At 46.4% G+C, this 24099-nt stretch carries 18 protein-coding genes; 10 read left to right on the top strand and 8 right to left on the bottom strand.

Annotation, left to right across the window (positions count from 1 at the left end):
* Nucleotides 1-17 precede the first annotated feature (17 nt).
* From KUA50_RS10330 to KUA50_RS10315, 4 genes are all read right to left on the bottom strand, one after another.
* Nucleotides 18-1223, bottom strand: a complete 1206-nt coding sequence (locus KUA50_RS10330; protein WP_256624292.1) for a glycoside hydrolase family 88 protein — start codon at nucleotides 1221-1223, stop codon at nucleotides 18-20.
* Nucleotides 1224-1342: 119 nt separating this feature from the next.
* Nucleotides 1343-2590: a DUF2264 domain-containing protein gene (locus KUA50_RS10325; RefSeq protein WP_413777462.1), complete on the bottom strand. Its 1248-nt coding sequence runs from the start codon at nucleotides 2588-2590 to the stop codon at nucleotides 1343-1345.
* A gap of 148 nt (nucleotides 2591-2738) precedes the next feature.
* Nucleotides 2739-2897, bottom strand: coding sequence for a hypothetical protein (locus KUA50_RS10320; protein WP_218457230.1), 159 nt, complete (start codon nucleotides 2895-2897; stop codon nucleotides 2739-2741).
* 155 nt (nucleotides 2898-3052) lie between these two features.
* Nucleotides 3053-3928: an ABC transporter ATP-binding protein gene (locus KUA50_RS10315; protein ID WP_218457229.1), complete on the bottom strand. Its 876-nt coding sequence runs from the start codon at nucleotides 3926-3928 to the stop codon at nucleotides 3053-3055.
* A gap of 307 nt (nucleotides 3929-4235) precedes the next feature.
* On the opposite strand from KUA50_RS10315, the gene KUA50_RS10310 reads away from it, so the two are divergent.
* The 6 genes from KUA50_RS10310 to KUA50_RS10285 all read left to right on the top strand — a co-directional run bounded on the left by KUA50_RS10310 (nucleotide 4236) and on the right by KUA50_RS10285 (nucleotide 12100).
* Entirely contained in the window at nucleotides 4236-6335 is a 2100-nt protein-coding gene (locus KUA50_RS10310; RefSeq protein WP_218457228.1) for an AAA domain-containing protein, read from the top strand.
* A 53-nt stretch (nucleotides 6336-6388) separates the two neighbouring features.
* On the top strand, nucleotides 6389-6790 hold the full coding sequence (locus KUA50_RS10305; RefSeq protein ID WP_218457227.1) for a hypothetical protein: 402 nt from the start codon (nucleotides 6389-6391) through the stop codon (nucleotides 6788-6790).
* The gene (locus tag KUA50_RS10300) at nucleotides 6777-8123 is read left to right on the top strand and encodes an MATE family efflux transporter (RefSeq protein WP_217764257.1); all 1347 of its coding nucleotides are present in this window, start codon (nucleotides 6777-6779) and stop codon (nucleotides 8121-8123) included. The genes KUA50_RS10305 and KUA50_RS10300 overlap by 14 nt, the downstream gene beginning before the upstream one ends.
* Before the next feature lie 103 nt (nucleotides 8124-8226).
* On the top strand, nucleotides 8227-8778 hold the full coding sequence (locus KUA50_RS10295; RefSeq protein ID WP_218457226.1) for a sigma-70 family RNA polymerase sigma factor: 552 nt from the start codon (nucleotides 8227-8229) through the stop codon (nucleotides 8776-8778).
* A 10-nt stretch (nucleotides 8779-8788) separates the two neighbouring features.
* The gene (locus KUA50_RS10290) at nucleotides 8789-9508 is read left to right on the top strand and encodes a DUF4974 domain-containing protein (protein ID WP_218457225.1); all 720 of its coding nucleotides are present in this window, start codon (nucleotides 8789-8791) and stop codon (nucleotides 9506-9508) included.
* Between the two features lie 21 nt (nucleotides 9509-9529).
* Nucleotides 9530-12100, top strand: coding sequence for a TonB-dependent receptor (locus KUA50_RS10285; protein ID WP_218457224.1), 2571 nt, complete (start codon nucleotides 9530-9532; stop codon nucleotides 12098-12100).
* Nucleotides 12101-12182: 82 nt separating this feature from the next.
* Here the strand turns inward: KUA50_RS10285 and KUA50_RS10280 are convergent, their stop codons facing one another.
* Nucleotides 12183-13055 carry a tetratricopeptide repeat protein gene (locus KUA50_RS10280; protein ID WP_218457223.1) on the bottom strand — a complete coding sequence of 291 codons (873 nt, stop codon included), beginning with the start codon at nucleotides 13053-13055 and terminating at the stop codon, nucleotides 12183-12185.
* Between the two features lie 917 nt (nucleotides 13056-13972).
* Between KUA50_RS10280 and KUA50_RS10275 the strand changes: the two genes are divergently transcribed.
* Nucleotides 13973-15256, top strand: a complete 1284-nt coding sequence (locus KUA50_RS10275; RefSeq protein ID WP_218457222.1) for an ATP-binding protein — start codon at nucleotides 13973-13975, stop codon at nucleotides 15254-15256.
* 153 nt (nucleotides 15257-15409) lie between these two features.
* On the opposite strand, the gene KUA50_RS10270 is transcribed toward KUA50_RS10275, so the two are convergent.
* From KUA50_RS10270 to KUA50_RS10260, 3 genes are read right to left on the bottom strand one after another with little or no spacing between them, the layout of a single operon-like run.
* Nucleotides 15410-16492, bottom strand: a complete 1083-nt coding sequence (locus tag KUA50_RS10270) for a FecR family protein (protein WP_218416163.1) — start codon at nucleotides 16490-16492, stop codon at nucleotides 15410-15412.
* A gap of 11 nt (nucleotides 16493-16503) precedes the next feature.
* Nucleotides 16504-16968 (bottom strand): sigma-70 family RNA polymerase sigma factor, encoded by a 465-nt coding sequence (locus KUA50_RS10265; RefSeq protein ID WP_413777461.1) that lies wholly within the window; start codon nucleotides 16966-16968, stop codon nucleotides 16504-16506.
* A gap of 16 nt (nucleotides 16969-16984) precedes the next feature.
* Nucleotides 16985-19540 carry an outer membrane beta-barrel family protein gene (locus tag KUA50_RS10260; protein WP_218457221.1) on the bottom strand — a complete coding sequence of 852 codons (2556 nt, stop codon included), beginning with the start codon at nucleotides 19538-19540 and terminating at the stop codon, nucleotides 16985-16987.
* Between the two features lie 317 nt (nucleotides 19541-19857).
* On the opposite strand from KUA50_RS10260, the gene KUA50_RS10255 reads away from it, so the two are divergent.
* From KUA50_RS10255 to KUA50_RS10245, 3 genes are all read left to right on the top strand, one after another.
* The gene (locus tag KUA50_RS10255; protein ID WP_218457220.1) at nucleotides 19858-21183 is read left to right on the top strand and encodes an ATP-binding protein; all 1326 of its coding nucleotides are present in this window, start codon (nucleotides 19858-19860) and stop codon (nucleotides 21181-21183) included.
* Nucleotides 21184-21265: 82 nt separating this feature from the next.
* Entirely contained in the window at nucleotides 21266-21631 is a 366-nt protein-coding gene (locus KUA50_RS10250; protein WP_218457219.1) for a hypothetical protein, read from the top strand.
* Between the two features lie 219 nt (nucleotides 21632-21850).
* Nucleotides 21851-24070 carry a TonB-dependent receptor gene (locus KUA50_RS10245; protein WP_218457218.1) on the top strand — a complete coding sequence of 740 codons (2220 nt, stop codon included), beginning with the start codon at nucleotides 21851-21853 and terminating at the stop codon, nucleotides 24068-24070.
* Nucleotides 24071-24099: the final 29 nt, after the last annotated feature.

Here is a 24099-nt window from a genome sequence, read left to right as displayed (position 1 = left end):
ATTATTAGAAATGTTGTTTATTTCGTAGTCAGATACTTGTCGTATTCGCAAGCAACGAGGAGCATAGCGCCCACTCCGAAGTTAGCCTGAGAATTGGCATCAACGGTTTGTCCTGGGATGGCACGCTCGCCGATAGGTTGTACGTAGCCCACCTTGCCATCTTGCTGAACGGCGGTCTCTGTGAGATAGGTCCAGGCGCGTTCGATGGTCTTCTTGTATTCTTTCTTGACTAAGAATCCGTTGTTTACACCCCAAAGCATACCATAGGTAAAGAAGGCAGTACCGCTGGTTTCAGGACCTGGAGCATGTTCTGGATCCATCATAGAACGGGTCCAGTAACCCTCTGGCTGCTGGATTTCAGCCACAGCCTTAGCTAATTTCTGGAACTTATCTACGAAGAACGGGTAGTGCTTGTAGTCCTTAGGCATATCCTGCAGCACCTTTGCCAGACCTGCAAGAACCCAGCCGTCGCCACGAGCCCAGAAGTCTTTCTTTCCGTTGGCACTCTTGTGCTTAGGATAGACATACTTGCCGTCACGGAAGTAGAGGTTGGTCTCCTTGTCGAGCATAATCTCATCGGTGGTGAGGAGATTGTCGTAGAGCTTGTCGAGATACTTGGTATCGCCCGTCAACTTGTACATTTTTGTCATTACCGGCATTACCATATAGAGGGCATCGCTCCACCACCAGTAGTCTGTTGGCTCAGAGTAAGCCTCGTAGTGCATCACCTCCTTGGCACGCTTCACCATATATTCTGAAGCTGCGGCATTTCCCTTGGCTGCCTCGATGTTATAGAGGTCGATGTAGGTCTGGAAGCAAATCTGCCAGTCACCGAAGAGAACGTGATCTTTTCCCTCGCCGTATGGCTTGTACTTCCACTTGGCTGGGTTTGCCTCTGTAGCACCGGTCCAGTCGTTGTGTTCAGCCCAACGGATAGAGTAGTCGAGCATCTTCTGATCCTTCAGCATCTTATATACCTCCATGTTTCCGGTATGATAAGCGGCATTATCCCAGAAGGCACGAACCTCAGGCTTGTTGTTAGCCTGCCAGTAGTTGTTCACCTTTGTGATGAGTTCCACCACCTGTTCATGATCCCACTTCCTGAAAGCCTTCACTTCCTTCTTGTTCTGTTTCTTGACCTTAGCGGTCTTCTTGGCTGGCTGTGCTGCATTCAAAGGCAAAGCCAAGGCTGCAGCAGCCATCATCATCATTATCTTGTTCATTTTTAAAATTACAAATTAGAAATGAGAAATGGTTATTATAATTAGAAATTAGAAATGAGAAATGATAGGCAGCTATACTGCATTTGAACATTTCTAATTTGTCATTTCTAATTATAAAATTACCACTTGTCCTTGGTAACAATCTCGTCCTTCCACTGGTGATCCTTAGGGAACTGCTGGTTGCTCCATGCCTTTACCTGAGTCCAAGGTTGAGCTGCATCTGTCCAGAATGGGTGATCGGCAGGCAAGCCGAGAGGCATGAAGGCGAGGGTTGTCATATAGAGCGAACCGTTGTTGGTATACCAGTCGGCAACGTTCTTCTGGCTGTTTCCACAGAAGCCGATAGAGAGATAACCCTTCTCATTGAAGTTGTTCTCCTGGTCGAACATGCGATGAAGCACCTTGGTAAGCGCTGCACGCACCTGACCGTTGCTCAAATCCTTAGGCAACTTCTGGTACCATGCCATCAAAGCCAGCGGCTGCATGGTAGCCATACGATAAGGAATACTTCTTCCGAATGCAGGGAAGGTTCCCTCAGGAGAGATGAATCTTTCGAGAATGATGCTGTACTTCTGACAGCGCTTCAGCTCTCTGTCATAATACTTCTGATAGTCGAGACGGGAATTCACCTTGGCATCCACCATCGCCTGGAGAGTCTCCAGATACATAGGATGGAACACATAGCTGCTGTAGTAATCGAAAGCGAATACAGGACCGTCAGCATACCAGCCATCACCTACATACCACTCCTCTACCTTGCGGCAGGCAGAATTGACGCGGTATTCATCGAAATCGCCACCAGCCTTTGCCATGAAACTCTCGATGGTTGAAGAGAAGAGTAGCCAGTTAGTATAAGGAGGGTCGATGTGGCGGAGCTTGGCAAACTCCTTCAGGTATCGCTGCTTGGTCACCTCATCGAGAGGCTTCCAGAGTGTATCGTAAGCACGGAGGAAACTCTCGGCGATATAGGCTGCATCTACCAGATTCTGACCGCCGATGCCCCAGCAGAGATAGTCAGGATTCTGAGGATCAACGGCATTCTTATAAGAAGCCAACGCCCATTCACGCAGCTGCTTGCGCTGCTTGCCCTCGGCTGTGGCATCATCCGGAAGGGTGAGCCAAGGAGCCACGCCAGCCATCAGTCTGCCGAAGCACTCCATATAGAGCACCTTCTTGTTGCGGTTGTCGAAGCTGGGACTGAACTCAGTCTGCATATTCTTCTGCAACTCGCCCTTAGCCATGTTCTCCAGAACAGGCTGAGCCATCTTGTAGGCAAGCGAGCACCAATATTGGCGGTCGCTCTGCTGAACTGCCTTCTTCTTGGCAGAGATTCCCATAAATGGAACCAGAGCCAGGACGAGCGTCATCATGATACTTTTAAATATATAATTCATAGATAGTTGTATATTGTTTGTTGTTATTAATAATTTTAAGTTGAAAGTTGCCGGTAGCCTCAGCTAAGCAACTGCAAAGATATGTATAATTAATTAGAAACAAGCAGAGCGACCGTATTTTTTATTGTTTTTTCAATACCGGAGCATCATTTTCCCAAGAAATAGGTACCCACAAGTGTCTGCTGTCACTCAAGTGTTTAGGATTCCACATGTCTGCCATGAACACATAGTCGGCACCATGGAACATCTTTTTCTGGGCAGCAGTTTCCACCATGCGCATTGATGTGCTTGCCGGTATTTTATTAAGTTAGTGTTTCGTCTGATTGTTAATATCTGGTTGCAAAGATATAAAAAATCCTATATAAAAATAGGTATAGAAATCATTAAAAAGGGTTCATTAATCGTTAAAAATATACTTATTTGTCAGTTTTTGCACTATTTTCGCCTAAAATGAATTCTCATGGTTCTCTTGTCGAAAGTGATTTCCGGGGTGTCTAAGAAGTGGGAGAGTGCACCCTTGTCTGCCAATTCCTGGGGAGTTCCTACGGATAAGACGGAATTGCCTGCTTCTATCTTGTCATGATGATCTTCTTCGTTGTGATTTTCTGTTTCCTCCAGATTGCAAGGAAGTTTCTCCATGAGCCAAATCTTGTCTGCCAGTTGCAGGGCGATTTCTACATCATGAGTAGAAATGAGGATAGACTTCTGGAGTTGATGGGCCAGTCGCTTGAGCATGAGGAGGGTTTCCACCTTGCTTGGAAAATCAAGAAAGGCGGTTGGTTCGTCCAGCAGGATAATGGGGGTCTGCTGGGCTAAGGCTTTGGCTATCATTACTTTCTGGCGTTCTCCATCGCTTAAAGTATTGAAGATACGAGTACTGAGGTGTTGGATTCCTACTTCATGAATGGCTTCGTTCACTATCTTCTGGTCTTCCTGAGAGAGTGATCCCCAGAAATTAGAATAAGGAGAGCGCCCCAAGCCGATGATTTCTTCTACCTTCAGATGGATGTCGTCCATTTGAGTGGTTAGAACTACGCTGATGGATTTTGCCAGTTGTTTTTGGGAAAACATGCTGACGGATAGGAGATAATCAGATTCTGAAGTTTCCGATAAGAGTATGTCTCCTTTCAAAGGCGGTTGGAAGGCTGAGAGTGTACGTAGCAAGGTTGATTTACCGGTACCATTCGCACCTATCAGACAGGTGAGTTCTCCACTTTGCAGAGAGGCGTTGATATTTTGGACTACAATTCGATTCTGACCGCTCGAATGATAGCCGATAGTTGTATTTTCAAGAATGATAGTTTTCTTCATCTCGCTTCTTTGACTTTATGAAATAACCTTCTCGTTTTTTGTGCTCTCAAGTGCAAAATTACGACTTTTGATTTGATAATAGCCACACTCGGGATAAAAATAACCAACTTTAACGCATTCGTTTCGATTGATGCTAAGCCATTTTATCTCATGGACATCCATTGCTTATTTTATAAAGTTTAAAAGTTTATTTCATAAAAATCCGAATCTTTCAAATAATAATTCCCACAAAAATGCGTTTTATCTCTATATATAACTTATATGAAAAGTAAAATATATAACTTATTTGAAAAGTAAAGAATCAAAAATGGAACAAACTTCTCCTATACAGGCTTTATTGCAGCAACGCACTCTTCTTCAGTTGGAGTATTATACAGAAAAGGAGGCTTTTCGCAAACTGACGGAACAAATCGGCATGCGACGCAAGGTGAAACGTGGTGACGCTTGGTTTCCACTACGTATAGGCAAAAGCTTCTATAATTCGCTCAATCAAAAATCCATAGAGGTGTTCCGTACCTCCGACGAGGAGATCGACCACAATTTTGAGTTCGGACGACCTGTCATGTTCTTTCAGGTCAAGAATCATCCAGGGGAAATTTCTTCCCATGCTTCATTCAAAAGTGCAGCTTCTTCCTCTCCAAGTGCAATGTCCTCATCTCAAAACGCAGCGTCTTCGTCTCAAGGTGCAGCGTCTTCCTCTTCTGCTTCCAATCCCAAGAGCATTAAATATTTCTCCTTTACCGGAACGGTCAACTATGTGGATGGTGACAGAATGGTGATAAATGTGCCTGATTCGGTTTCCTTGCTCGACTTGCAGACAGAAGAACCTATCGGCGTGCAGTTGTCCTTCGATGAAACGAGTTACAAACTGATGTTTGAAGCGCTCGACCGTACGATGAAGGCAAAGAATAACCGTCTGGCTTATCTGCGAGATCTTTTCTATTCTCATCAGAAAGCAGGCAGGTTTTCCTTTGAACCCATGAAGTTCCCTTGGCTTAATCCTACCCAGGAAAGAGCCGTGAACGAGGTGCTCTGGGCAAAGGATGTGGCCATCGTGCATGGACCTCCGGGAACGGGAAAGACGACGACTCTGGTAGAAGCCATTAATGAAACCCTGATGAGGGAGAGCCAGGTATTAGTGTGTGCACAGAGCAATATGGCGGTGGATTGGATTTCAGAGAAACTCGTGGATAGAGGCATCAACGTGCTTCGTATCGGCAATCCGACAAGGGTCAACGACAAGATGCTCGGTTTTACCTATGAGCGACGTTTTGAAAGCCATCCTGATTATCCGCAACTCTGGGCGATACGCAAGGCTATCCGCGAATTGCGCTCCAACCGCAAGAAAGGAAGCGAGAGTTTTCATCAGAAGATGGACAGACTGAGAAGCCGTGCTGCCGAGATAGAAATCCGTATTAATGCAGAACTCTTTGGCGAGGCTCGTGTCATCGCCTGCACGCTTGTGGGTTCCGCTCATCGTCTGCTGGAAGGCATGAAGTTCGGCACCCTCTTTATCGATGAGGCAGCACAGGCGCTGGAGGCTGCCTGCTGGATTCCGATGAGAAGAGCCAACAGGGTAATCTTAGCGGGCGACCATTGTCAGTTGCCGCCTACGGTGAAGAGTATCGCTGCGTTGAGAGCTGGACTGGGCAAAACCCTGATGGAGCGTATTGCGGAAAACAAGCCTGAGGTAGTGACCCTCTTGAAGATACAGTACCGCATGAACGAGGAAATCATGCGATTCTCCAGCGACTGGTTTTATGGAGGTCAGGTGGAGAGTGCGCCGCAAATCAAATATCGCAGCATTCTCGATTACGACCATCCGATAACGTGGATTGATACTTCTGATGAGGAGAATCAGATGACAATAGAAGGAGAAGCTGCTCCTGAGGATTCTGCTTCCACATCATCTTCTTCATCTGCAGCCAATCAAAATTCTGATTTGAACTTCAAGGAACAGTTTGTGGGCGAGAGCTTCGGGCGTATCAACAAGGCGGAAGCCGAGCTTACCCTCCTGACCTTAGCTGAATACTTCACCAAGATAGGCAAGCAACGTGTATTGGGCGATAGCATCGACGTAGGCATCATTTCGCCTTACCGTGCCCAGGTGCAGTATCTCAAGAAACTCATCAAGAAGTATGAATTCTTCAAGCCTTACCGTCGCCTGATCAGCGTAAATACGGTGGATGGTTTCCAGGGTCAGGAAAGAGACGTGATTCTCATCTCCCTGGTACGCTCGAATGATGAGGGACAGATCGGATTCCTGAAAGACCTCCGTCGCATGAACGTGGCGATGACGAGAGCCCGAATGAAGCTCATCATCCTGGGCAACAAGGACACGATGACGAAACATCCTTTCTACAAGAAACTGTGGGAGTATGTGGAAGGGCTCAATAATGATGAATAAGGGAAAAAGGTGACAACTTTTTCACGTATAAGACAAACAACAAAATAAAAAATATGTTACAACGAGATTATATCCAGCGGTTGATCCGCGAGTTTATGGCGGCACTCGAAAGAATGCTCGAAAAGAAAGAGGTAGAGGTGAGACGTGAGAAAATCAAGGAACTCTACGACCAATACGTGGGACCTTACGCCTTCTACAGTATCGCTACCATCGAGGATGTGATGAAGGCGATGGCAGGAATTGCCGATGAGGAGAAGCGACTCTCCAAGATGGACATGCTTGCCGAACTCTATTATCACGAGGCAGATATGGTGGGACAGCCCACAAGAGATGAACTCCTGAACAAGGCTTTCATGCTCTTCGATTACGTGGAAGCCCACGGAGATACCTTCTCCATCGAACGCCGGAATAAAATGGCAGAAATCAAACAGAAAGTGGGAAATGAACTCTACTAATGACATGACTGTAGGCTCGCCTTTGCGAGCCATCATCAAATTTGCTATTCCGCTGATTCTAGGCTACATCCTTCAGCAGATGTATCTCATCATCGATGCCGCCATCGTGGGAAGATGGATTGGCGTGGGAGCTCTTGCGGCAGTAGGCGCATCCAGCTCCATCATGTTCCTCATCATGGGCTTCTGCAACGGCTCCTGTGCCGGTTTCGCCATCCCTATCGCCCAGGCTTTCGGCGCCAGGGATTACGCCAAGATGCGGGCTTACGTAAGTAACAGCATCCGCATCGCCGTGGTGTTTGCCGTGGTCATCACCTTTCTTTCCTGCATCTTCTGCGGAAAGATTCTGCACCTGGTGAATACGCCGAAGGAGGTGTTCGATGATGCCTACATCTTCCTGATGCTGCAGTTTGCGGCGATTCCTTTCACCATAGGCTACAATTTGCTCTCAGGTCAGATCCGTGCCCTGGGCAACTCGAAGCAGCCTTTCTATTTCCTCATCACAGCCTCGGTCATCAACATCATTCTCGATGGCATTCTGATTCTCGGCATGGGACTGGGCGTAGAGGGTGCAGGCATCGCTACCTGGCTCTCGCAGGGAATTTCCGTGCTGCTCTGTATCTGGTTTATCAAAAAGAAGATGCAGATTCTGATTCCGAAGGGTGAGGAAAGGAAATTCGACAACAAGAAGGTAAGCATTCTGCTGAACAACGGCGTTCCGATGGGGCTGCAGTTCTCGATTACCGCCATTGGTCTCATCATGCTGCAGAGTGCCAACAACGCCCTGGGAACGGTTTATGTGGCTGCATTTACTGCCTCTATGCGCATCAAATATCTCTTTACCTGCGTTTTCGAGAACATCGGAGTGGCGATGGCTACCTATTGCGGTCAGAACCTGGGAGCCCGGAAGCTGGATAGAATCGGTCAGGGTGTAAGGGCTTCCATCAGGATGATGCTGGTTTATTTCGTCTTCACCTTCCTGCTCATCTATCCGTTTGCCGACGAGATGATGATGCTCTTCGTGGATAAGGGCGAGGCGGAGGTGGTGACTTATGCTGCCCAGTTTATGCGCATAGCCAACTATTTCTATCCTTGTCTGGGCTTGCTCACCATCCTGCGCTACAGCATCCAGGGCTTGGGTTACAGCAATCTCTCGATGCTGAGTGGCGTAATGGAAATGATAGCGAGATGCGGTGTGAGTCTCTGGCTGGTGCCTGCCCTGGCGTGGACGGGTGTCTGCTTCGGCGACCCAGTGGCATGGGTTATGGCAGATCTCTTCCTCATTCCCGCCTTCCTGTGGCTTTACAAGCATCTGAAGAAGGAGCAAGTCCGATAGGGTAATTTTGACGTTTTAAAAATTTGCATTAAAAAATATTCTGCTAAGGGTTAGGAAAATGAAAATTCGATTGTAATATAGGCAAAAGAAAAGAAATAAAGTAATGCAAATAAACAAAGAAACGATAGAACAGCTCTTCCGGCAGCATTATCTGAGGATGTACCAATTGGCCAGGGTACTTCTGAAGGATGATGCAGCCAGCAAGGATGTGGTAAGCGAAGTCTTTGCCGATGTGCTCGACGGAAAGACTCAACTGGGTCTTGATAACGAGACAATAGCCAGCGAACCGCCCCTGCCTTCCACTAACGCCGGGAGCTATCTTCTGGTGTGTGTGCGCCATAAATGCCTCAACCTGTTGAGCCGACAGAAGATGAAAGACCGGGTTCATCATCTTCTGAAAGCCGATACTTCGCCTTCGATTGCTCCCCTGGAAGCGACGATTGCCGAAATAGACAGGGAGACCGGAAAGTACGAAGCAATTCTGGCTTATATGAATGCTGAGCTCACGCCACAAACCCGCAAAGTACTCGATCTCCGCTTTCGGCAGAAACTGAAATATCGGGAGATTGCTACGGAATTGGGCATCAGCGAAGTGGCAGTTTATAAGCATCTGGCGCAAGGCATCAGAAAATTAAAGCAAAAGTTTAACCCTTAGCAGATTTATTATGGACAAGTTTGAAAAAATACTGGATATCATCGACCATCAGGAGAAGTATTCTGATGAGGAGATTCGTGAAATATTGCAGGATGAGGAATGCCGAAAACTCTATCAGACGATGATGGAAGTGGATTCTACCCTCCTTCAGCAGAATTTAAACACTCAGGCTTCTATTTCTCATTCGCCTGATGATGCTCTTTCTTCTAACTCTTCTCTGGGTAACTCTTCTCCTAATATAGATGAGGAATGGGAGAAATTCAGCCAGGAGCATCAACTTCAAGAAGAGGCATCCCATCCTATAACTTCCTGGCGTAAACTGGCAGCATCCATCGTCGGCTTTGTCTTAATTTCGGGTATTGCCTTTGCCGCAATCCATACTTACATCAAGCGCAGCCAGGAACCAACCCAGGTAATCGCAGATACTCATCCGGAAGTCATAAAATCAGATTCCGCAAAGCAGGTAGCAGCAAAGGATTCCCTGACTCATCCGAAACCAGAAAAGCCAGCCATTCACAAGACTTTCGAGAATGTGGCTTTCGAGCAGATGCTTTCTGAAATTGCTTCTTATTATGATTTACAAGTAAAGTTTGAGAATAACGAGGACAAGACCCTCCGCCTCTATTACGAATGGAACAGTCATTCGAGCATCGAGAACATCGTAAAAGAACTGAACCAATTCGAGAATGTAAACATCGAATTGCAACAAAACGAGCTGATTGTAAAATAACAAATAAAAAGCAACATCATTATGAGAAGATTTTCAGCCATCATATTCCTGCTGTGCACGTTCTCCCTGGCGATGAGCGCACAGCACATCCAGCGCAACTATCACGACCGCAGCATGTCGGACGTCCTCATCGACCTCGACAAGGCTTCCAAGCGCTACAAAATCAGCTTCATCTACAACGAACTGGAGGATTTCACAGTTACCCAGAACGTGAAGACTACCAATATTCCCGATGCCATCCGCAAGGTAATCGGTTTCTATCCGATGCAGATGACCGTGGGCGACAGCCTCATCACGGTAGAATGCATACGCAAGAGCGAGCGCAAGCTGATAGGCAGACTGATAGACAATCACAATCTTCCTGTAGAATTCGCCAACATCCAGCTGCTCAACCCGAAGGATTCCTCCTTTCTCTGTGGAGGCGTGAGCAACGCCAATGGCGATTTCGTCATCCCCTGCCAGCAGGAGCAGGCTCTCATGAAGGTTTCCTTCGTGGGCTATAAGACCATTTGCAAGCTGGTACCTATTGTCCGTATCGGAAATGTGAAGATGCAGGCGAAATCATTCCTGTTGAAAGGTGTGACCGTAGAAGCCGCAAGGGTTGTGGAAAAAGTAGATAGACAAATCATCTTCCCTACAAAAGAGCAGGTGAAAACGGCTTCCAATGGTTATGATCTGTTGGACAACTTGTCTTTGCCTACCATTGTCGTTAATCGAGCAGAACGCAAAGTACTGTCATTAAAGGGCGGAGAGGTGCAAATGCGCATCAACGATGTCAAGGCGAGCATGCAGGATGTATTGGCTTTGCAGCCGGATGAAGTTACAAAGGTGGAATTCATCAATGTTCCAGGACTCAAATATGGAGACAGCAATCTGGATGCAGTCATCAACTACCAGGTCCGCCGACGTTATGCCGGTTATGTGGGTGGAGTTTCTACGATGCAAGGCACCAAGGCAGGTTTCAATAATAGCGACGGTTATTTCAAATACAATGTGAAGAAATCGGAATTCAGCATCAACTACAGTTTCTCCTATCGCTCGGTAGAGGAACGAAGCTATGAGAGTCTCGGTACTTATCATCTGCCCACAGGAGAAACTCTACATCGCAATTATTTAGGTTATGATTCTCCGTTCCTATACACCACCAATAATGTACAGTTGGGTTATAATCTTAGTGAGCCAGACAAATATACATTGAATGTACGGTTGAATTTCTACAATTATAACAGTCCTGTGAGAGGCATGAACCAGCTTTATCAGGAAAGCGGCAAGGCGGACCAGTATCTGCTGAACAACAGAAAAATGCTGGAGCAGATTCCATCCCTGGATATTTATTATTCGCTCAACATGCCCCATGACCAGAACCTGGCTCTGAACCTGGTGGGTACTTACATCGGCACAGATTACCAGTATCGTATGAGGGAATATACGTTCAACAAATCACCGGATGAATCTGTAAAGAACGCTCCGCTGACCGATTACAGTTATGATGCAACTGGTAGAAAGCGCTCTCTTATTGGTGAAGGAACATACAGCAAGAACTGGAAACAGATGGCATTATCGGTAGGTGGACAATATAATATCAGCCACACAGATAACATCTATGTGGGAAGCAGTAATGCTGATACGGAATTGAAGTACAGCAATCTCTATCTTTTCACCCAGCTACAGGGACAGCAGAAGTGGTTCAGTTATCAGGTGGGAGTTGGTGCAACCAGGTCTTCCATCCATCAGGGGGAGAACGGATACAGCAAATGGCTGTTTCGACCACAGGTAACTTTACAGGCAAAGGCTAGCGACCGTCTGAGTTTTAAATGGAGCAGCAAAATCACGTCAGACATCCCAAGCCTTTCCGACTTGAGCGAGTTGCGCCAATATTCCAACAGCTTTGAGGCGCGTGACGGCAATAGCGGTCTGAAGCCATTTACCGGCTACAACAATACCTTGTCGGCTTCCTGGAACATTCCGCTGATGTCTGTGTACCTGGAGGGAAACTGGACGTATTACGACAAGCCTATAGCTACTTCTATCTTGCCCGAAAAGCGGGAGGATGGCTCTTATCTCTTTGTGAGCAAACCTAAGAATCAGAAGAGTCATAATTACAAGCACCTGCTGTTGACTCCTGAAGTTCACCTCATCAAGGATCATCTGGATTTGAACCTTATGTGCGAGTATCAGAATGTCAAGACAAAGGGTTTGGATTATTCCCACGAGTTCAATTACTTCAGTTATGGAGCAGAAATACGGTACATGACGGGCAATTGGAACATTGGCTATGGTGCCTATAAGGTGGAAAAGAGTTTTTGGGGAGAAAAGACAAATGGCGGAGAGCCAACCTCCAATCTTGCCGTAACCTACAGTTATAAGAACTGGCAGTTTGGCGTTCTCGGATTATTCGTATTCTATCCTCATGGCTGCGTGTATAAGGATGAACTTTTCAACAAGTATGTGCAGCAGAAGAACAAGGTACGCCTTGCTGACCAGGGCAACATGCTTGTCTTTACTGCCAGCTTCAACTTCAGCCATGGCCGCAGATACCATACAGGCAGCCGTAAGCTGAACAATAGCGATAGAGATAATGGTATCAGATAGAACGACGACTTGTAGTTATAAAAAATAATCTTTCTAACTGGGAAAATATTTTTTTCCAGTTAGAAAGATGAAATTCTATTATTCAGTATTCGTTATGGAAAACCTTATAGGGGTCCATCTGCTGCATTTTTTCCTTTATTTTCTGCTCTATTCCCTCTGATGATTCCGGAATTTCGGCACCCATTTCCTTGGCAGCAGCCTCATCCTCGGCAGCACCGGCACTATCACCCAGACTTCTGCGAACCTCGCTGCGCTCGCGATACGCATCAATAGAGAAAGGATTTACCTCCATCACCTTACCGTAGGTCTGTTCAGCCTCCTCCATCTTTCCCTGCGCCTTCTCTACACGAGCCTTCAGCAACAGCACATCCTCGTTGCCCGGAATATGCTCATAGAGGAAAGTTGCATCGAGTTCTGCCTCGGAAAGCTGAGCCTGATCCAACAGGATGCTGCCACGAAGCAATCGGGCGGCATAGAAATCCTCACGCTTGCCTATCGCCTCAGTCAGCATCGACACGGCACGGATGGGTTCGCCCAATCCCCGGCAAGCCTTGGCATAATAGAGATAGGTTTGCAGATTCGATGTGTCCAGGTGAAGAGCCTTATCGCATACCTCCGACATGGCAGTATAGTTCTCCATCATATACGCCACATCCGCCATACGCAGCCACACCGCCACGTTGTCGGTCTGGGCTTCCGAGAGAATCTGCAACTGCTCATAGGCTTTCTGCAGATCACCCATAGAGATGTAAGCCTGCGAGAGATAGTCGCGGCATTCCAAATCTTCGGCATTCAACTGCAGAGCGTGTTCCAAAGACTTGGCTGCAAGGTCAAATTGATGCATGCGGAGAGCACGAACACCATCATATTTCACCATGTCGAAGTATTTTTCCTTCTCCTGTTTCACTTCCTCAGTAGTCTTTTGGCCACCAAATAGCTTTTTAAATATGTTCATAATCCAACTATTTTTTTAGGTTTTGAATTGTTTTTGTTGAAATCGTATCAAACGACAGGGCAAAAATACGAATAAAATCCCGAAAAACGCCCCTTTTTTGGAAGAAATATTTTCATTTTTCTGATTACGAGAAGATGGTGACAAACTTAGACGCACGAATACCATCCACATAAACATCTGCTTGATAGGGAGTTAGGATTGTTTTTGATTTCAGCTAAAGGCATCAAAAATCTCAGTCTCAGTGTCTCAGTTGTTTTTCAAGTACCTCCTCTTTTTCTTTTATTCTTATATATATTATATATATTTATATATAATTAATTAATAATCAATAAGTTACAAAAACAGCAAAAAGGAAAGAAAGAGAAAAATGGGAAAATGATACCCCCTTATTTTTTAACTGAGAGACTGAGACTGAGATTTTTCAAATCAATTGGAACGCTATTTTTTGCATTAACTATCTGATAATAAGCCTTCTAGAAGAAGAGAAAGCGTTCCAGTTCCAGTTGTTCCAATTAATTTTTCAGCATATCTCTCATACCCCCATTTTTTATATATATTTATATATATTATATATATAATTAATTAATAATCAATAAGTTATATAATATAAAGGAGTAAAGAAGAAGGACAAGTGAAAGATTCAAACCCACTCAAAATTAATTGGAACAACTGGAACAACTGGAACAATTGGAACAACCGGAACGCAGCCAACTGGAGCAAGCTAATTGGAACGCAGCCCCAGGGAAATCCCCTCTTCTCTAGAAGGCAAGCCCAATCCATTTGCTTTTCACCTTAGGAACAGAAAATCATAGGAAAAACATTAATTTTCCTTAAGCAAGCCGTTTTCTAGGATTATTTCAAAGTATAGTTAGAAATATTTTCGTATTTTTGCAAAGTACACTTTAAAATATTTCTGTATGGACAAGCAAATTATCAAAAGTATCATCATCGAGAAGCAAATAGCCATCCCGAACTACAAACTGGTTCACCGAGATTTCCTTTTCGGCGACAAGTCGAATTATATTCTCGTAGGTATCAGACGAGCAGGAAAATCCTACTTACTGTATCAGGATATTCAGACCAGACTCAACAGAGGAGAACAGTCGGCCCAAGATATTCTCTACATCAACTTTGAGGATGAGCGCTTGTCATCCCTCAAGGCTGAAGAACTGGGCACTATCCTGGATTCCTACATGGAACTATATCCAGGCAAACAGCCCTTCGTCTATCTTGATGAGATTCAGAATATAGAAGGTTGGGAGAAATTTGCCCGCCGCCTGGCTGACTCCCAATATCGCGTGATGATTACAGGCAGCAACGCCAAGATGCTGGGCAAGGAAATGTTTTCTACACTTGAAGGAAGATATATTCCGAAGGAAATCTTTCCTTTTTCCTTTGCAGAATACCTAACCTATCATCAAGTGGAACCAGGTGAAAACTGGGAATACAACCAGCAGATAAAATCAATAATATCCAACTATTTTGATTCCTACTTTTACGAAGGGGGAATAGCAGAATCGTTTGAGCAGCCCGACAAGCGGGAATATCTCAATGCCCTGTATCAGAAAATTCTGATTGGAGACATCGTGGAGAAAAACAGCATTCGCAATTCAAGAATATTCCGCTTTCTGGCTAAAAAACTTGCCGATAGCGTGATGCAGCCTTCATCCCTGACCAGATTGCAACACATGGTGAAATCTACCGGAGACACCATCAGTTTGCCTGCCCTAAAGGATTATCTGGAATACATGCAAGATGCGTATCTCTTCTTCCCGATACCGAATCTGGTTTCACCTATGACAGAACAGGCAACACTTCAAAAAAGATACGTTGCCGATAATGGAATACTTAATCTCTTTTTGTTTCAGGGAGAAACGAAGCTGTTGGAGAATATGGTGGCGATAGAACTGAACAGAAGATTCAGAAACACGACAGAAGAAACCTTCCTCTATTATTTCAACAAGAACGTAGAGATAGATTTCTGCGTTCCTTCTGCCCAGTTGGCCATCCAGGTATCTTACAATCTGAATGATGAGGCAACCTACGAGCGAGAAGTAGGAGGACTGATTAAATTTCTGAAAGCCTTTCCAGGCTATCACGGCTACATCATCACCCGTGATTACCAGACCCAAATAATGGCAGATGGCTATACGATAGAGGTAGTACCTATCTGGAAATGGCTACTGCAAGACAACAACTAGAGCTTTAAAGAGATTTTAAATAAAAAACAGATAACTTTCCTTTTTAAAAGGAAATAATTGCCGTTTTCTTTCCTTTTTAGAAGGAAACTTTCTACATTTGCAGCTGATTGTAGGAATCGATTTTGATGGAATAGGAAAAGGCAAGACCATGGCTCAAAGCACCATGATCTTGCCCTTTTCCATTCTGACTTTTGCCACACCCATCTCGTTCAGCGCCGTGATGATTTCCTGCAAACTTGCCCTGCGGGAGAAGCGGAAGTGGATGAGCTTATCCATATTCGCCTGGGACTGAAAGACTACGGTCTTGTTGTACCAGGCTCCGATGTCGCTCATCGCCTCTGCCAGCGTAACCTGATCCATATCGAAATCGCCTTCCAGCCAATCGGAGGCTGAAGAGGAAGCCTTAGACACCACTATCTTATCCACCTGGAGCGTGGCGGTCTGCCCCGGGCGCATTTCCACCTCCGTATCGGCATTGCTCACCTTCACCTTGCCCTGCATCAGGGTTACCTTTGGGGCATCCTTGCGATAGGCTTTCACATCGAATATGGTGCCTAATACCTGCGTCTGCATCTCGCCCGCCTTTACCACAAAAGGACGATGAGGGTTCTTGGTTACCTCAAAATGAGCCTCGCCCTTCAAATGAACTTCTCGGACTTCTGTATCGCTGAAAGACACAGGATATTCGAGCGTAGAATTGGCGTTGAGCCTCACCTTGGTGCCATCGCTCAGCGTTACCAAGGTGGTGGTTGCTGCCGGGGTAGAAACCACGCAATAGCCATCGCTCAGGGTCTGCTCCACCTGCTTGGGAGAAGTGACCTCCGAGAAAAGTTCCATGGAGAACTCCGTAGGCTGAGAAATCTCTTGGGATGAACGGAAAATAAAAAGGAAGAGGCTTGCCGCTACTGCAACTGAGGCAGTAATCCAAGCCAGGATTCGGGCTTTAGAAAACTTTCTGGAAGAAGATTCACCTTCAATTTCCCTTCCGATTTCGTCTCCAATTTTCCTTCCGATTTCATCCTCTATCTTTTTCTCAGACAATTCATCTTCTGCCTTCTGTAGATGTTCCTTCTCAGAAGAAATATGCTTCTGCTCGAAGGCTTCCCAAGCCGCCAGCGTTTCCTCCTTCGAAGGCTCATCGCCCAAGGCTTCCCCGAATACCTGGATAAGTCGGGCATCAGAAGCATTTTCTGCTTCCATTCTATAATCCAGTTCTTGATCTTGATTCTTATTCATGATTTTTCCTCCTAATTCTCTATGTTTGTATGCTTCATTCGCTCGCGCAAGATGGCGAGTGCCTTGGAAATATGCTTCTTCACGGTGTTGGGACTGATGCCCAGCCTGTCGGCTGCCTGCTGATAGGTGAGATGCTCGAAATAGCAGAGGCGGAGAATCGTGCAGGTGGGTTCCTTCAGCTCCCTCGCTATCTGCTCCGCCTGTTGCAGCAGGCGCTCGTGCTCCTCATACCGGGTACTCATATCATACCGGGTGGCCTCTATCAGCGCCTCCACGTTGGTCTGTTCCACCTGCTGGTGCTTGAGCCAGTTGAGGCAGGCATTTCTCACCGATGCGTAGAGCCAGCTCCTCCTTGTTTCCATCTGCAAGGAGGAGAATTGGTTCCATGCCTTCTCGAAAACATCTCCCACAACGTCACGGGCCTCGTTGCCGTCTCCCAAAAGGGACACGGCATAACGCACCAATCGAGGATACATTTCCAGGAATAGCTGCTTAAAGTCGTTGTCTTTCGCTCTGTCCTGCGCCACTACCTTTATATTTATTTCTCGTTGCATTGAATGTGTATCTCACACAGATGCCAACTTTCTGATTATCTGCGTATCGGGTAAACGTGCGATGCGACTGCGTGCCGTTTGCCTCGAAATAATAATATCCTGTATGCAAGAGGTCTTGCAATACAAACACCACCTTAAGGGCATCATTCTTCATGAAATTCTTGGAACCCCGGAACTGCATGTTGCCCATACATTTCCTCCTTCCGATTCCCATCTCTGCATTCGTGCTGACATTACCCGAAAGATTCATGAACCACCGGTGGGGAAGCCTCAGATTGTTGTTCATGCTGAATGTAAACTGAGGCTGGTTTTTGCCAAACTCGGGGATATTGAGATGATCTACATTATCATGACTGTAGTAGACACTCGCCGTGAGGTTAGGATACCAGATTCCAAACGAAGGCGCCACACGGATATTGGCTCCACAATAGTAGGAATGAGGCACCGAAGCCATCGTCTCCAAAAGCACACTCGGATGGTTCACCTCGTCGTAAGGCTTGTACCAGGTCATGTACATATCAAGTACATAGTTGTAGTAAGCCATGAACGACAGCCACTTGTAATTGCCCGAGAGATTGAAGCTGTGCTGCTTCTGAGGTTTGAGATGAGGGTCACCGGACTTGTACTCGTACTTGCTTTCGTAGTCGATGCTGCTCTGAAGCATGACGTAGATAGGACTGTACTTGTTCAGACGATAGGAGAAGGCAAGATTCAGATTATCCTTGCTGTAGCCGACGGATAGGAAGGGAATCCAATTCCTGTAGCTGGGACTCTGTTCTGCCTGCAGCACATCCTTCTCGTAATAATCGGTCTTCTGATATTCGTATCGCAAACCGGCACCATAATTCATGCGTCCGATGCTTAGATAATACTCCAGGAATCCGGCATAGATAGACTGACGGATGTGATTGAAGGCATCGGCAGAAAAGCCGCTCTGGGTGAAGTCGTTGTGGCGGTTGGTAAACATCTCTTCCGTTCCGAAGGAAAGCTTACCCTTCCACAATGGTCCCGACACCACCAGCTTGGCAGCATAGAGATTACTCCTCACCTTGCTCTCTGATTCCGCATCCAGCTGTCCGTCGTTTATCGCCGTCTGGGACCTCTGGCTCACCTTATTATAGAAGTCGCCATTGAAATTGATGTTCCATTTGCCGAAATCGCCATTATAATAGGCGTTCACGCTATGCGACCAATGGGGCTTGCTCTTCGAAAACAGATCTACGCCCATGCTTTCCGTCAGTTTGCCATCCTCCCACACATCGGTAGCTCCCCAGCTGTGGGTGTAGTTGTTGCCTATCATGTTGGTTGTCTCATAGCGCATACCCAGCGATTGCTGCTCGGAAATCTCATAGTTGAATCCCGTGTTCAGGAGAATATCTCCACTATTGGCATTCGTGGTTCTGTGGCTGTTGAATTCCCAGTCGCTGGTAGTATGGAGCTGGGTTTCGGAATGGGCGGTGGTGTGCGAGCGATTCAATCCCACTCCCACTTCGCCGAAGATATCGAGTCCGCCCGTACGATAGTTCAACTGCACATCATCAAAAGTATGAGGCGAATAACGGCCCTGCATATATTCAGAATAAAGGCTTCCGCTCAAGCCCTGTCCGCGCTTGCGAACGGCACGCAGACGGATTACCGCATTGGTCTTGGAACTATACTGCGCTCCGGGAACGGTAACGATTTCTGCCTTCAGAATATCCTTGGCGCTCAATCGCTTGAGTTCGTTCAGATTCTCCAGTTTCCTGCCGTTGAGATAAATTTCGGGCGCTCCACGACCGATGATTTCCCAACTGCCTGCTTCACCCGAAACGAAGGGCAACTGGCTGATCATATCTTCGGCAGAGCCCAGTTCGCCCAGGATGGTACCTGATACCAGGGTGGTGAAGGCACCGTCCTTGTACACCACATTGGGGCGGGTACTCTTGATGGTTACCGCCTTCAGCTGCTGGGTGTCGGGATGCAGACCGATATGCATGGTAGGCTTGCAGGCCAGGGTCTGCGACTTATAGCCCACAAACGAAACCTTCAGCATCACATCCTTATCGGCATAAGGAAGCACGAAGCTTCCATCCTCTGCCGTTACGCAACCGGCCACATAAGCCTTGCTGACGGAGGAAATCAACACCACGTTGGCGAAAGGCAGAGGCTGCTGGTGCTCATCCACCACGCGGCCCTTGATCTGTTCCACCCGGGTCGTCTTGCCCGTGTATTGAACGGCAAAATAGGTATTGTGCTCTACGAAGGAGAAAGGTTTCCCTTGCAGCACCATCTCCAGGGCTTCCTTCTGTCGCTTAGCCTGGATATTGGCAGTAACGCGATATTGATTGGTAGCCTGATAGGCAAAGAGGATATTCTTCTCGCCCGCCTTTTCAATCTTCTTCAACACGGAAGTAAGCGTTTCGTTATGCACCTGAAAGGTCACACCTCTGCTTTGAGCAAATAGGGAAATGCTCAAGACAAGACATAGTATAAGGGAAGTCGTTCTTTTCATCATTTTTCTTGTTTTTATGATTCTACTTTGTTCATAATACAACATCCCCCTGGAATCGGGTACGCCTATTTTTAAAACAATGTTGCAAAAGTACAAAAATAATAGGAGAGAAAGGAAAAACTTTCCTTTTAAAAAAGAAATAATTGCCGTTTTCTTTCCCTTTTAAAAGGAAATTTTGTATCTTTGCAACCGAAAGTCCCTTGAAAAAGTGGCAGAAAAGAGCAAAAAGTCCCTTGAAAAACGTGCATGAATTCAAGAAAAGTCCCTTGGAAAACGTGCACAGCATTAAGAGTAATACATCATAAATCATTAGAAAACAGATGTTTAAACGAAAAATCGAGAAATATCTCAAAGAATGGAAAAGTGATGAGCACAAAATGCCTCTCATCATCAAAGGATGTCGCCAATGCGGAAAGACATTCTCTGTACTCGATTTTGCCCATAAGAATTATGAGCATGTTGTGTATATTGACTTTTTCCAGCACCCAGAATACAAGTCGGTATTTGATGGTGGCCTGGACATCGATCTTCTCTGCATGACACTTTCTACCTTAATACCTGATGCCAATTTCGTATCGGGCAAAACCTGTATCATCTTTGACGAGATACAGGAATGTCCACGTGCTCGCACAGCCTTGAAATTCTTCAAGACTGATGGCAGATACGATGTCATCGGTACGGGTTCCCTGCTGGGAGTCAGCGGTTACCATACCAATGCTTCGTCAGAGGCTCCAATTCCTGTTGGTTACGAGACTATCATAGACATGTATCCAATGGATTTTGAGGAATGGCTTTGGGCAAATGGCATTAAGAAAATAACCATCGACTACCTGCATCGCTGCCTGGAAGAAAAGACTCCAGTACAAGAAGCCATCCACGAAAGAATGCGCCAACTGCTGCTGCAATATTGCATTGTTGGCGGAATGCCAAGAGCCGTGAGCGTATTTATGGAAACTCATAATATGCAAAACGTGCTACGGATGCAGCAAGCCATCATCGAAGAATACAAAGTAGATATGCTGAAATATGCTCCACAAGCAGACAAGTCGAGAATCAGAGAATGCTTCGAGTCAATTCCACGTCAACTGAGTAAGGAAAACAAGAAATTCGCATACGCCACAGTACGATCCAACGGAAGAGGACGTGACTATCAGGGCAGTTTGCAATGGATAGAAGATGCTGGCATTATCCGCCGTTGCTACAACCTGTCAGCGCCCGAACTTCCACTTGATGGCAACTCCATTCCCGACCAGTTTAAAGTTTACATGGCAGATACAGGGCTTTTCATCAGTATGCTCGAACCAGGAACGGCAGCTGACATTCTGCAAGGCAATCTCTATGGATACAAGGGAGCCATCTTTGAAAATCTGGTGGCCGACATTTTTGGCAAGATGAATCGCAAGCTCTATTATTTCCGCAAGGACTCGGGTTTGGAAATCGACTTTGTTACAAGATACGAAGACGGATGCACGCTGGTAGAAGTAAAGGCAAGCAACGGAAATATTAAAAGTGCCAAGACCATCCTTTCGAACCCCGAAAAGTATCACGTATCTCAAGCCATCAAACTGGGAGATGTAAATGTGGGAACAGCCCCACAAACACTCATTCTTCCCCTCTACATGGCTTTCCTGCTGAAAAACAAATAATCTTCGTTAAAATATCGGAATCCTAAGAATAATCCCGACAGAAATGATTAAATTTGCAAATAAAAACAGATACTGTAGATAAATGCAGAGGATAACGCATAAGAGAATCAGAATTTCCTGGCTGTTGTTATTGGTTTATATACCGATGCTGTTGGTCGTTACGTTTCACCATCATGGGGAAGCGCAGGGAAGTCAGGCTGGTTTCTATTGTGCAGATTGCGCCCATCATATTCATCACGACGGGCATCTGATAGCTCTGCAGAATACCATGCACGACTGTGTGCTCTGCCAATTGCAAAGCACTCCTTATCTGGCTCCATCCCTCGTGGTTTGGGTTGCCATCGCCGTGCTCCATCTTTCCCCTCGCCATGCCTACTGCTCTCCTTGCTTGTGTAGGGCGAAGGGGGTAAAATCTACCCGTGCTCCACCTTATTATCTTTTTCACTAATTGTTTTTCTTCTAAAGGATTGATTGTATCTAAACGATGAATCCCGGAAGATTTATCTCTAAACGATGAATCTCAGCAGGATTGTTTCTATACGATTTATCCCAGCTGAATAGTCTCTATATGATTAGTTGCAGGTGAATAGGCTCTGCGCGATGAATCCCAGATGATTTATCTCTAATCGATAGGAAAAAGAATAAAATAAGGTAATAAAAATAAATAATGAGAACAATATTGAAAGCAATATTGCTGATGAGTCTGTGCTCATCGGCAACAGCCCCTGCTATGGCTATAAACAGAGCAAATCATGATAAGAAGGACGCAAACATTCATGAAGAAGAGGCAAACGATTCTACCAGACACCAGCCGCTGACGGAATCGAGCGTGAAACTGAACGAAGTGGTGGTAACAGGCTTGACGGGCAGCCAGAAACTGAAGCAATCGCCCGCACCCATCTCCTTCGTTTCTGCCAAACAACTCGAGATGCAACCTTCTACCAACATCATCGACGCCATCGCCCACCAGCCAGGCGTTTCGCAGATTACCACGGGAAGCGGCATTTCCAAGCCCGTGATCCGTGGCCTGGGCTATAACCGCGTGGTCGTGGTGAACGATGGAATCAGACAGGAAGGGCAGCAATGGGGCGATGAACACGGAATAGAAATTGACCCCGCTTCGGTGCATTCCGTAGAGATTCTGAAAGGTCCGGCAAGCCTCATGTATGGCTCGGATGCGATGGCTGGCGTCCTCATCTTCCATTCTGCTCCAACGCTTGCCAAAGGCGACATGAGAGCAAATTTCTCTACCGGTTATCAAACCAACAACGGACTTTTCGATTATTCGCTCAACTTTGCCGGCAACCAGGGCGGATTTGTATGGAACACCCGCTACAGCGGAAAGATGGCGCATGCCTACAAGAACAAATACGATGGTTATGTATTCGGTTCATCACTCAGAGAGCAGGCATTCTCGCAGCTTCTAGGCTGGAACTACCGCCAGGGTCATTCGCATCTCACACTCGATTATTATCATTTCACTCCGGGCATCGTAGAGGGAGAAAGAGATGAGAAAACGGGCGAACTGGAAATTCCGGAAGGCTACGATGCCAAGAGTTACGGCAAACCGATGCCTTATCAGCAGATTCATCATTACAAGGCTGTACTTGATAATTCCTGGTTCCTGGGCGACGGCAATCTGAAGTTCCTCCTGGGGTATCAGCAGAACCGCCGTCAGGAGTTTGAGGAGGAAGAGAATCCGAAGGAATGCGGACTCGACTTCATGCTCCATACCGTGAATTACGACCTGCATTATCTCTCGCCGGAAATGAATGGATGGAAGTTCTCAACAGGTGTCAACGGCATGTGGCAGCAGTCGATTAATAAAGGTTCTGAATTTCTGATTCCAGCCTATCATCTCTTCGATTATGGTGTATTTGCCACGGTGAGCAAGGAGATAGGCAAACTGAACCTGAGCGGCGGCATCAGATACGATCATCGCCATCTGCACAGCGAGGCTTTGAGAGAAGAGAATGATGCAGAATCGCATCGTTCTGAATCGAATGATTCATTCCGTTTTCAAGCCTTTAAGCGCAGCTTTGAGGGAGTAACCGGAAGCATCGGCTTGGCTTACGAAATCCTGCCCGATTTCAATCTGAAGCTGAACCTGGCAAGAGGATTCCGTGCTCCAAACATCAGCGAATTAGCATCTAACGGTGTGCACGAGGGAACCCAACGATTCGAATTGGGAAATACCGGTCTGAAGCCGGAAAACAGCTGGCAATTCGACCTTGGTCTGGATTATTCTTCGCCTATCATTTCGGCAGAACTCTCGCTGTTTGCCAATCGCATCAACCATTACATCTATAGCGAGAAGTTGGCGGATGAGAACAATCAGCCTATCCTCATCGACGACACGCCAGCCTATCAGTTTACTTCGGGCGACGCCCGCATTCTGGGTGGTGAGGCGAGCATCGACATCCACCTTGTGGAGCATCTGCATATTGGCAACACCTTCTCGTATGTCAACTCCGTACAGTTGCATCAGCCATCCGAATCAAAGTATCTGCCATTCACCCCAGCTCCTCGCTGGGTTTCGGATGTAAGGTATGAGTTTGTCTGCGACGGCAAGACTTTCGACCATCTCTTCGTAAAGCTACAGATGGATTGCAATCTCCGCCAGAACCATTATTTCGCAGCCAACGATACGGAGACCGCCACGCCATCCTACACATTATTAAATATGTATGCCGGTACCGACGTGAAGCTTCACGGCAAGCGCCTTCTCTCGCTCTATCTTTCGGGCGAGAACCTTACCAACCGTGCTTACCAGAACCACCTGAGCCGTCTGAAGTATCTTGACGTAAACCAGGTTACAGGCAGAAGAGGCGTTTACAACATGGGGCGCAACTTCAGCATAAAGATAGTGGTTCCGATAGAGCTGTAACTCCCCTTTTGGAATAAGTAATTCCCCTT

The sequence above is a fragment of the Segatella hominis genome, assembly GCF_019249725.2.
Classification (GTDB): domain Bacteria; phylum Bacteroidota; class Bacteroidia; order Bacteroidales; family Bacteroidaceae; genus Prevotella.
Note: the sequence above shows the minus strand (reverse complement) of the source record. Positions and strands in the feature narration are given on the sequence as shown.

What these genes read in the sequence shown, in the direction of transcription:
- KUA50_RS10330 (WP_256624292.1), bottom strand. Translation starts at nt 1,223, where the DNA reads ATGAACAAGATAATGATGATGATGGCTGCTGCAGCCTTGGCTTTGCCT.
- KUA50_RS10325 (WP_413777462.1), bottom strand. Translation starts at nt 2,590, where the DNA reads ATGACGCTCGTCCTGGCTCTGGTTCCATTTATGGGAATCTCTGCCAAG.
- KUA50_RS10320 (WP_218457230.1), bottom strand. Translation starts at nt 2,897, where the DNA reads ATGCGCATGGTGGAAACTGCTGCCCAGAAAAAGATGTTCCATGGTGCC.
- KUA50_RS10315 (WP_218457229.1), bottom strand. Translation starts at nt 3,928, where the DNA reads ATGAAGAAAACTATCATTCTTGAAAATACAACTATCGGCTATCATTCG.
- KUA50_RS10310 (WP_218457228.1), top strand. Translation starts at nt 4,236, where the DNA reads ATGGAACAAACTTCTCCTATACAGGCTTTATTGCAGCAACGCACTCTT.
- KUA50_RS10305 (WP_218457227.1), top strand. Translation starts at nt 6,389, where the DNA reads ATGTTACAACGAGATTATATCCAGCGGTTGATCCGCGAGTTTATGGCG.
- KUA50_RS10300 (WP_217764257.1), top strand. Translation starts at nt 6,777, where the DNA reads ATGAACTCTACTAATGACATGACTGTAGGCTCGCCTTTGCGAGCCATC.
- KUA50_RS10295 (WP_218457226.1), top strand. Translation starts at nt 8,227, where the DNA reads ATGCAAATAAACAAAGAAACGATAGAACAGCTCTTCCGGCAGCATTAT.
- KUA50_RS10290 (WP_218457225.1), top strand. Translation starts at nt 8,789, where the DNA reads ATGGACAAGTTTGAAAAAATACTGGATATCATCGACCATCAGGAGAAG.
- KUA50_RS10285 (WP_218457224.1), top strand. Translation starts at nt 9,530, where the DNA reads ATGAGAAGATTTTCAGCCATCATATTCCTGCTGTGCACGTTCTCCCTG.
- KUA50_RS10280 (WP_218457223.1), bottom strand. Translation starts at nt 13,055, where the DNA reads ATGAACATATTTAAAAAGCTATTTGGTGGCCAAAAGACTACTGAGGAA.
- KUA50_RS10275 (WP_218457222.1), top strand. Translation starts at nt 13,973, where the DNA reads ATGGACAAGCAAATTATCAAAAGTATCATCATCGAGAAGCAAATAGCC.
- KUA50_RS10270 (WP_218416163.1), bottom strand. Translation starts at nt 16,492, where the DNA reads ATGAATAAGAATCAAGATCAAGAACTGGATTATAGAATGGAAGCAGAA.
- KUA50_RS10265 (WP_413777461.1), bottom strand. Translation starts at nt 16,968, where the DNA reads ATGTATCCTCGATTGGTGCGTTATGCCGTGTCCCTTTTGGGAGACGGC.
- KUA50_RS10260 (WP_218457221.1), bottom strand. Translation starts at nt 19,540, where the DNA reads ATGATGAAAAGAACGACTTCCCTTATACTATGTCTTGTCTTGAGCATT.
- KUA50_RS10255 (WP_218457220.1), top strand. Translation starts at nt 19,858, where the DNA reads ATGTTTAAACGAAAAATCGAGAAATATCTCAAAGAATGGAAAAGTGAT.
- KUA50_RS10250 (WP_218457219.1), top strand. Translation starts at nt 21,266, where the DNA reads ATGCAGAGGATAACGCATAAGAGAATCAGAATTTCCTGGCTGTTGTTA.
- KUA50_RS10245 (WP_218457218.1), top strand. Translation starts at nt 21,851, where the DNA reads ATGAGAACAATATTGAAAGCAATATTGCTGATGAGTCTGTGCTCATCG.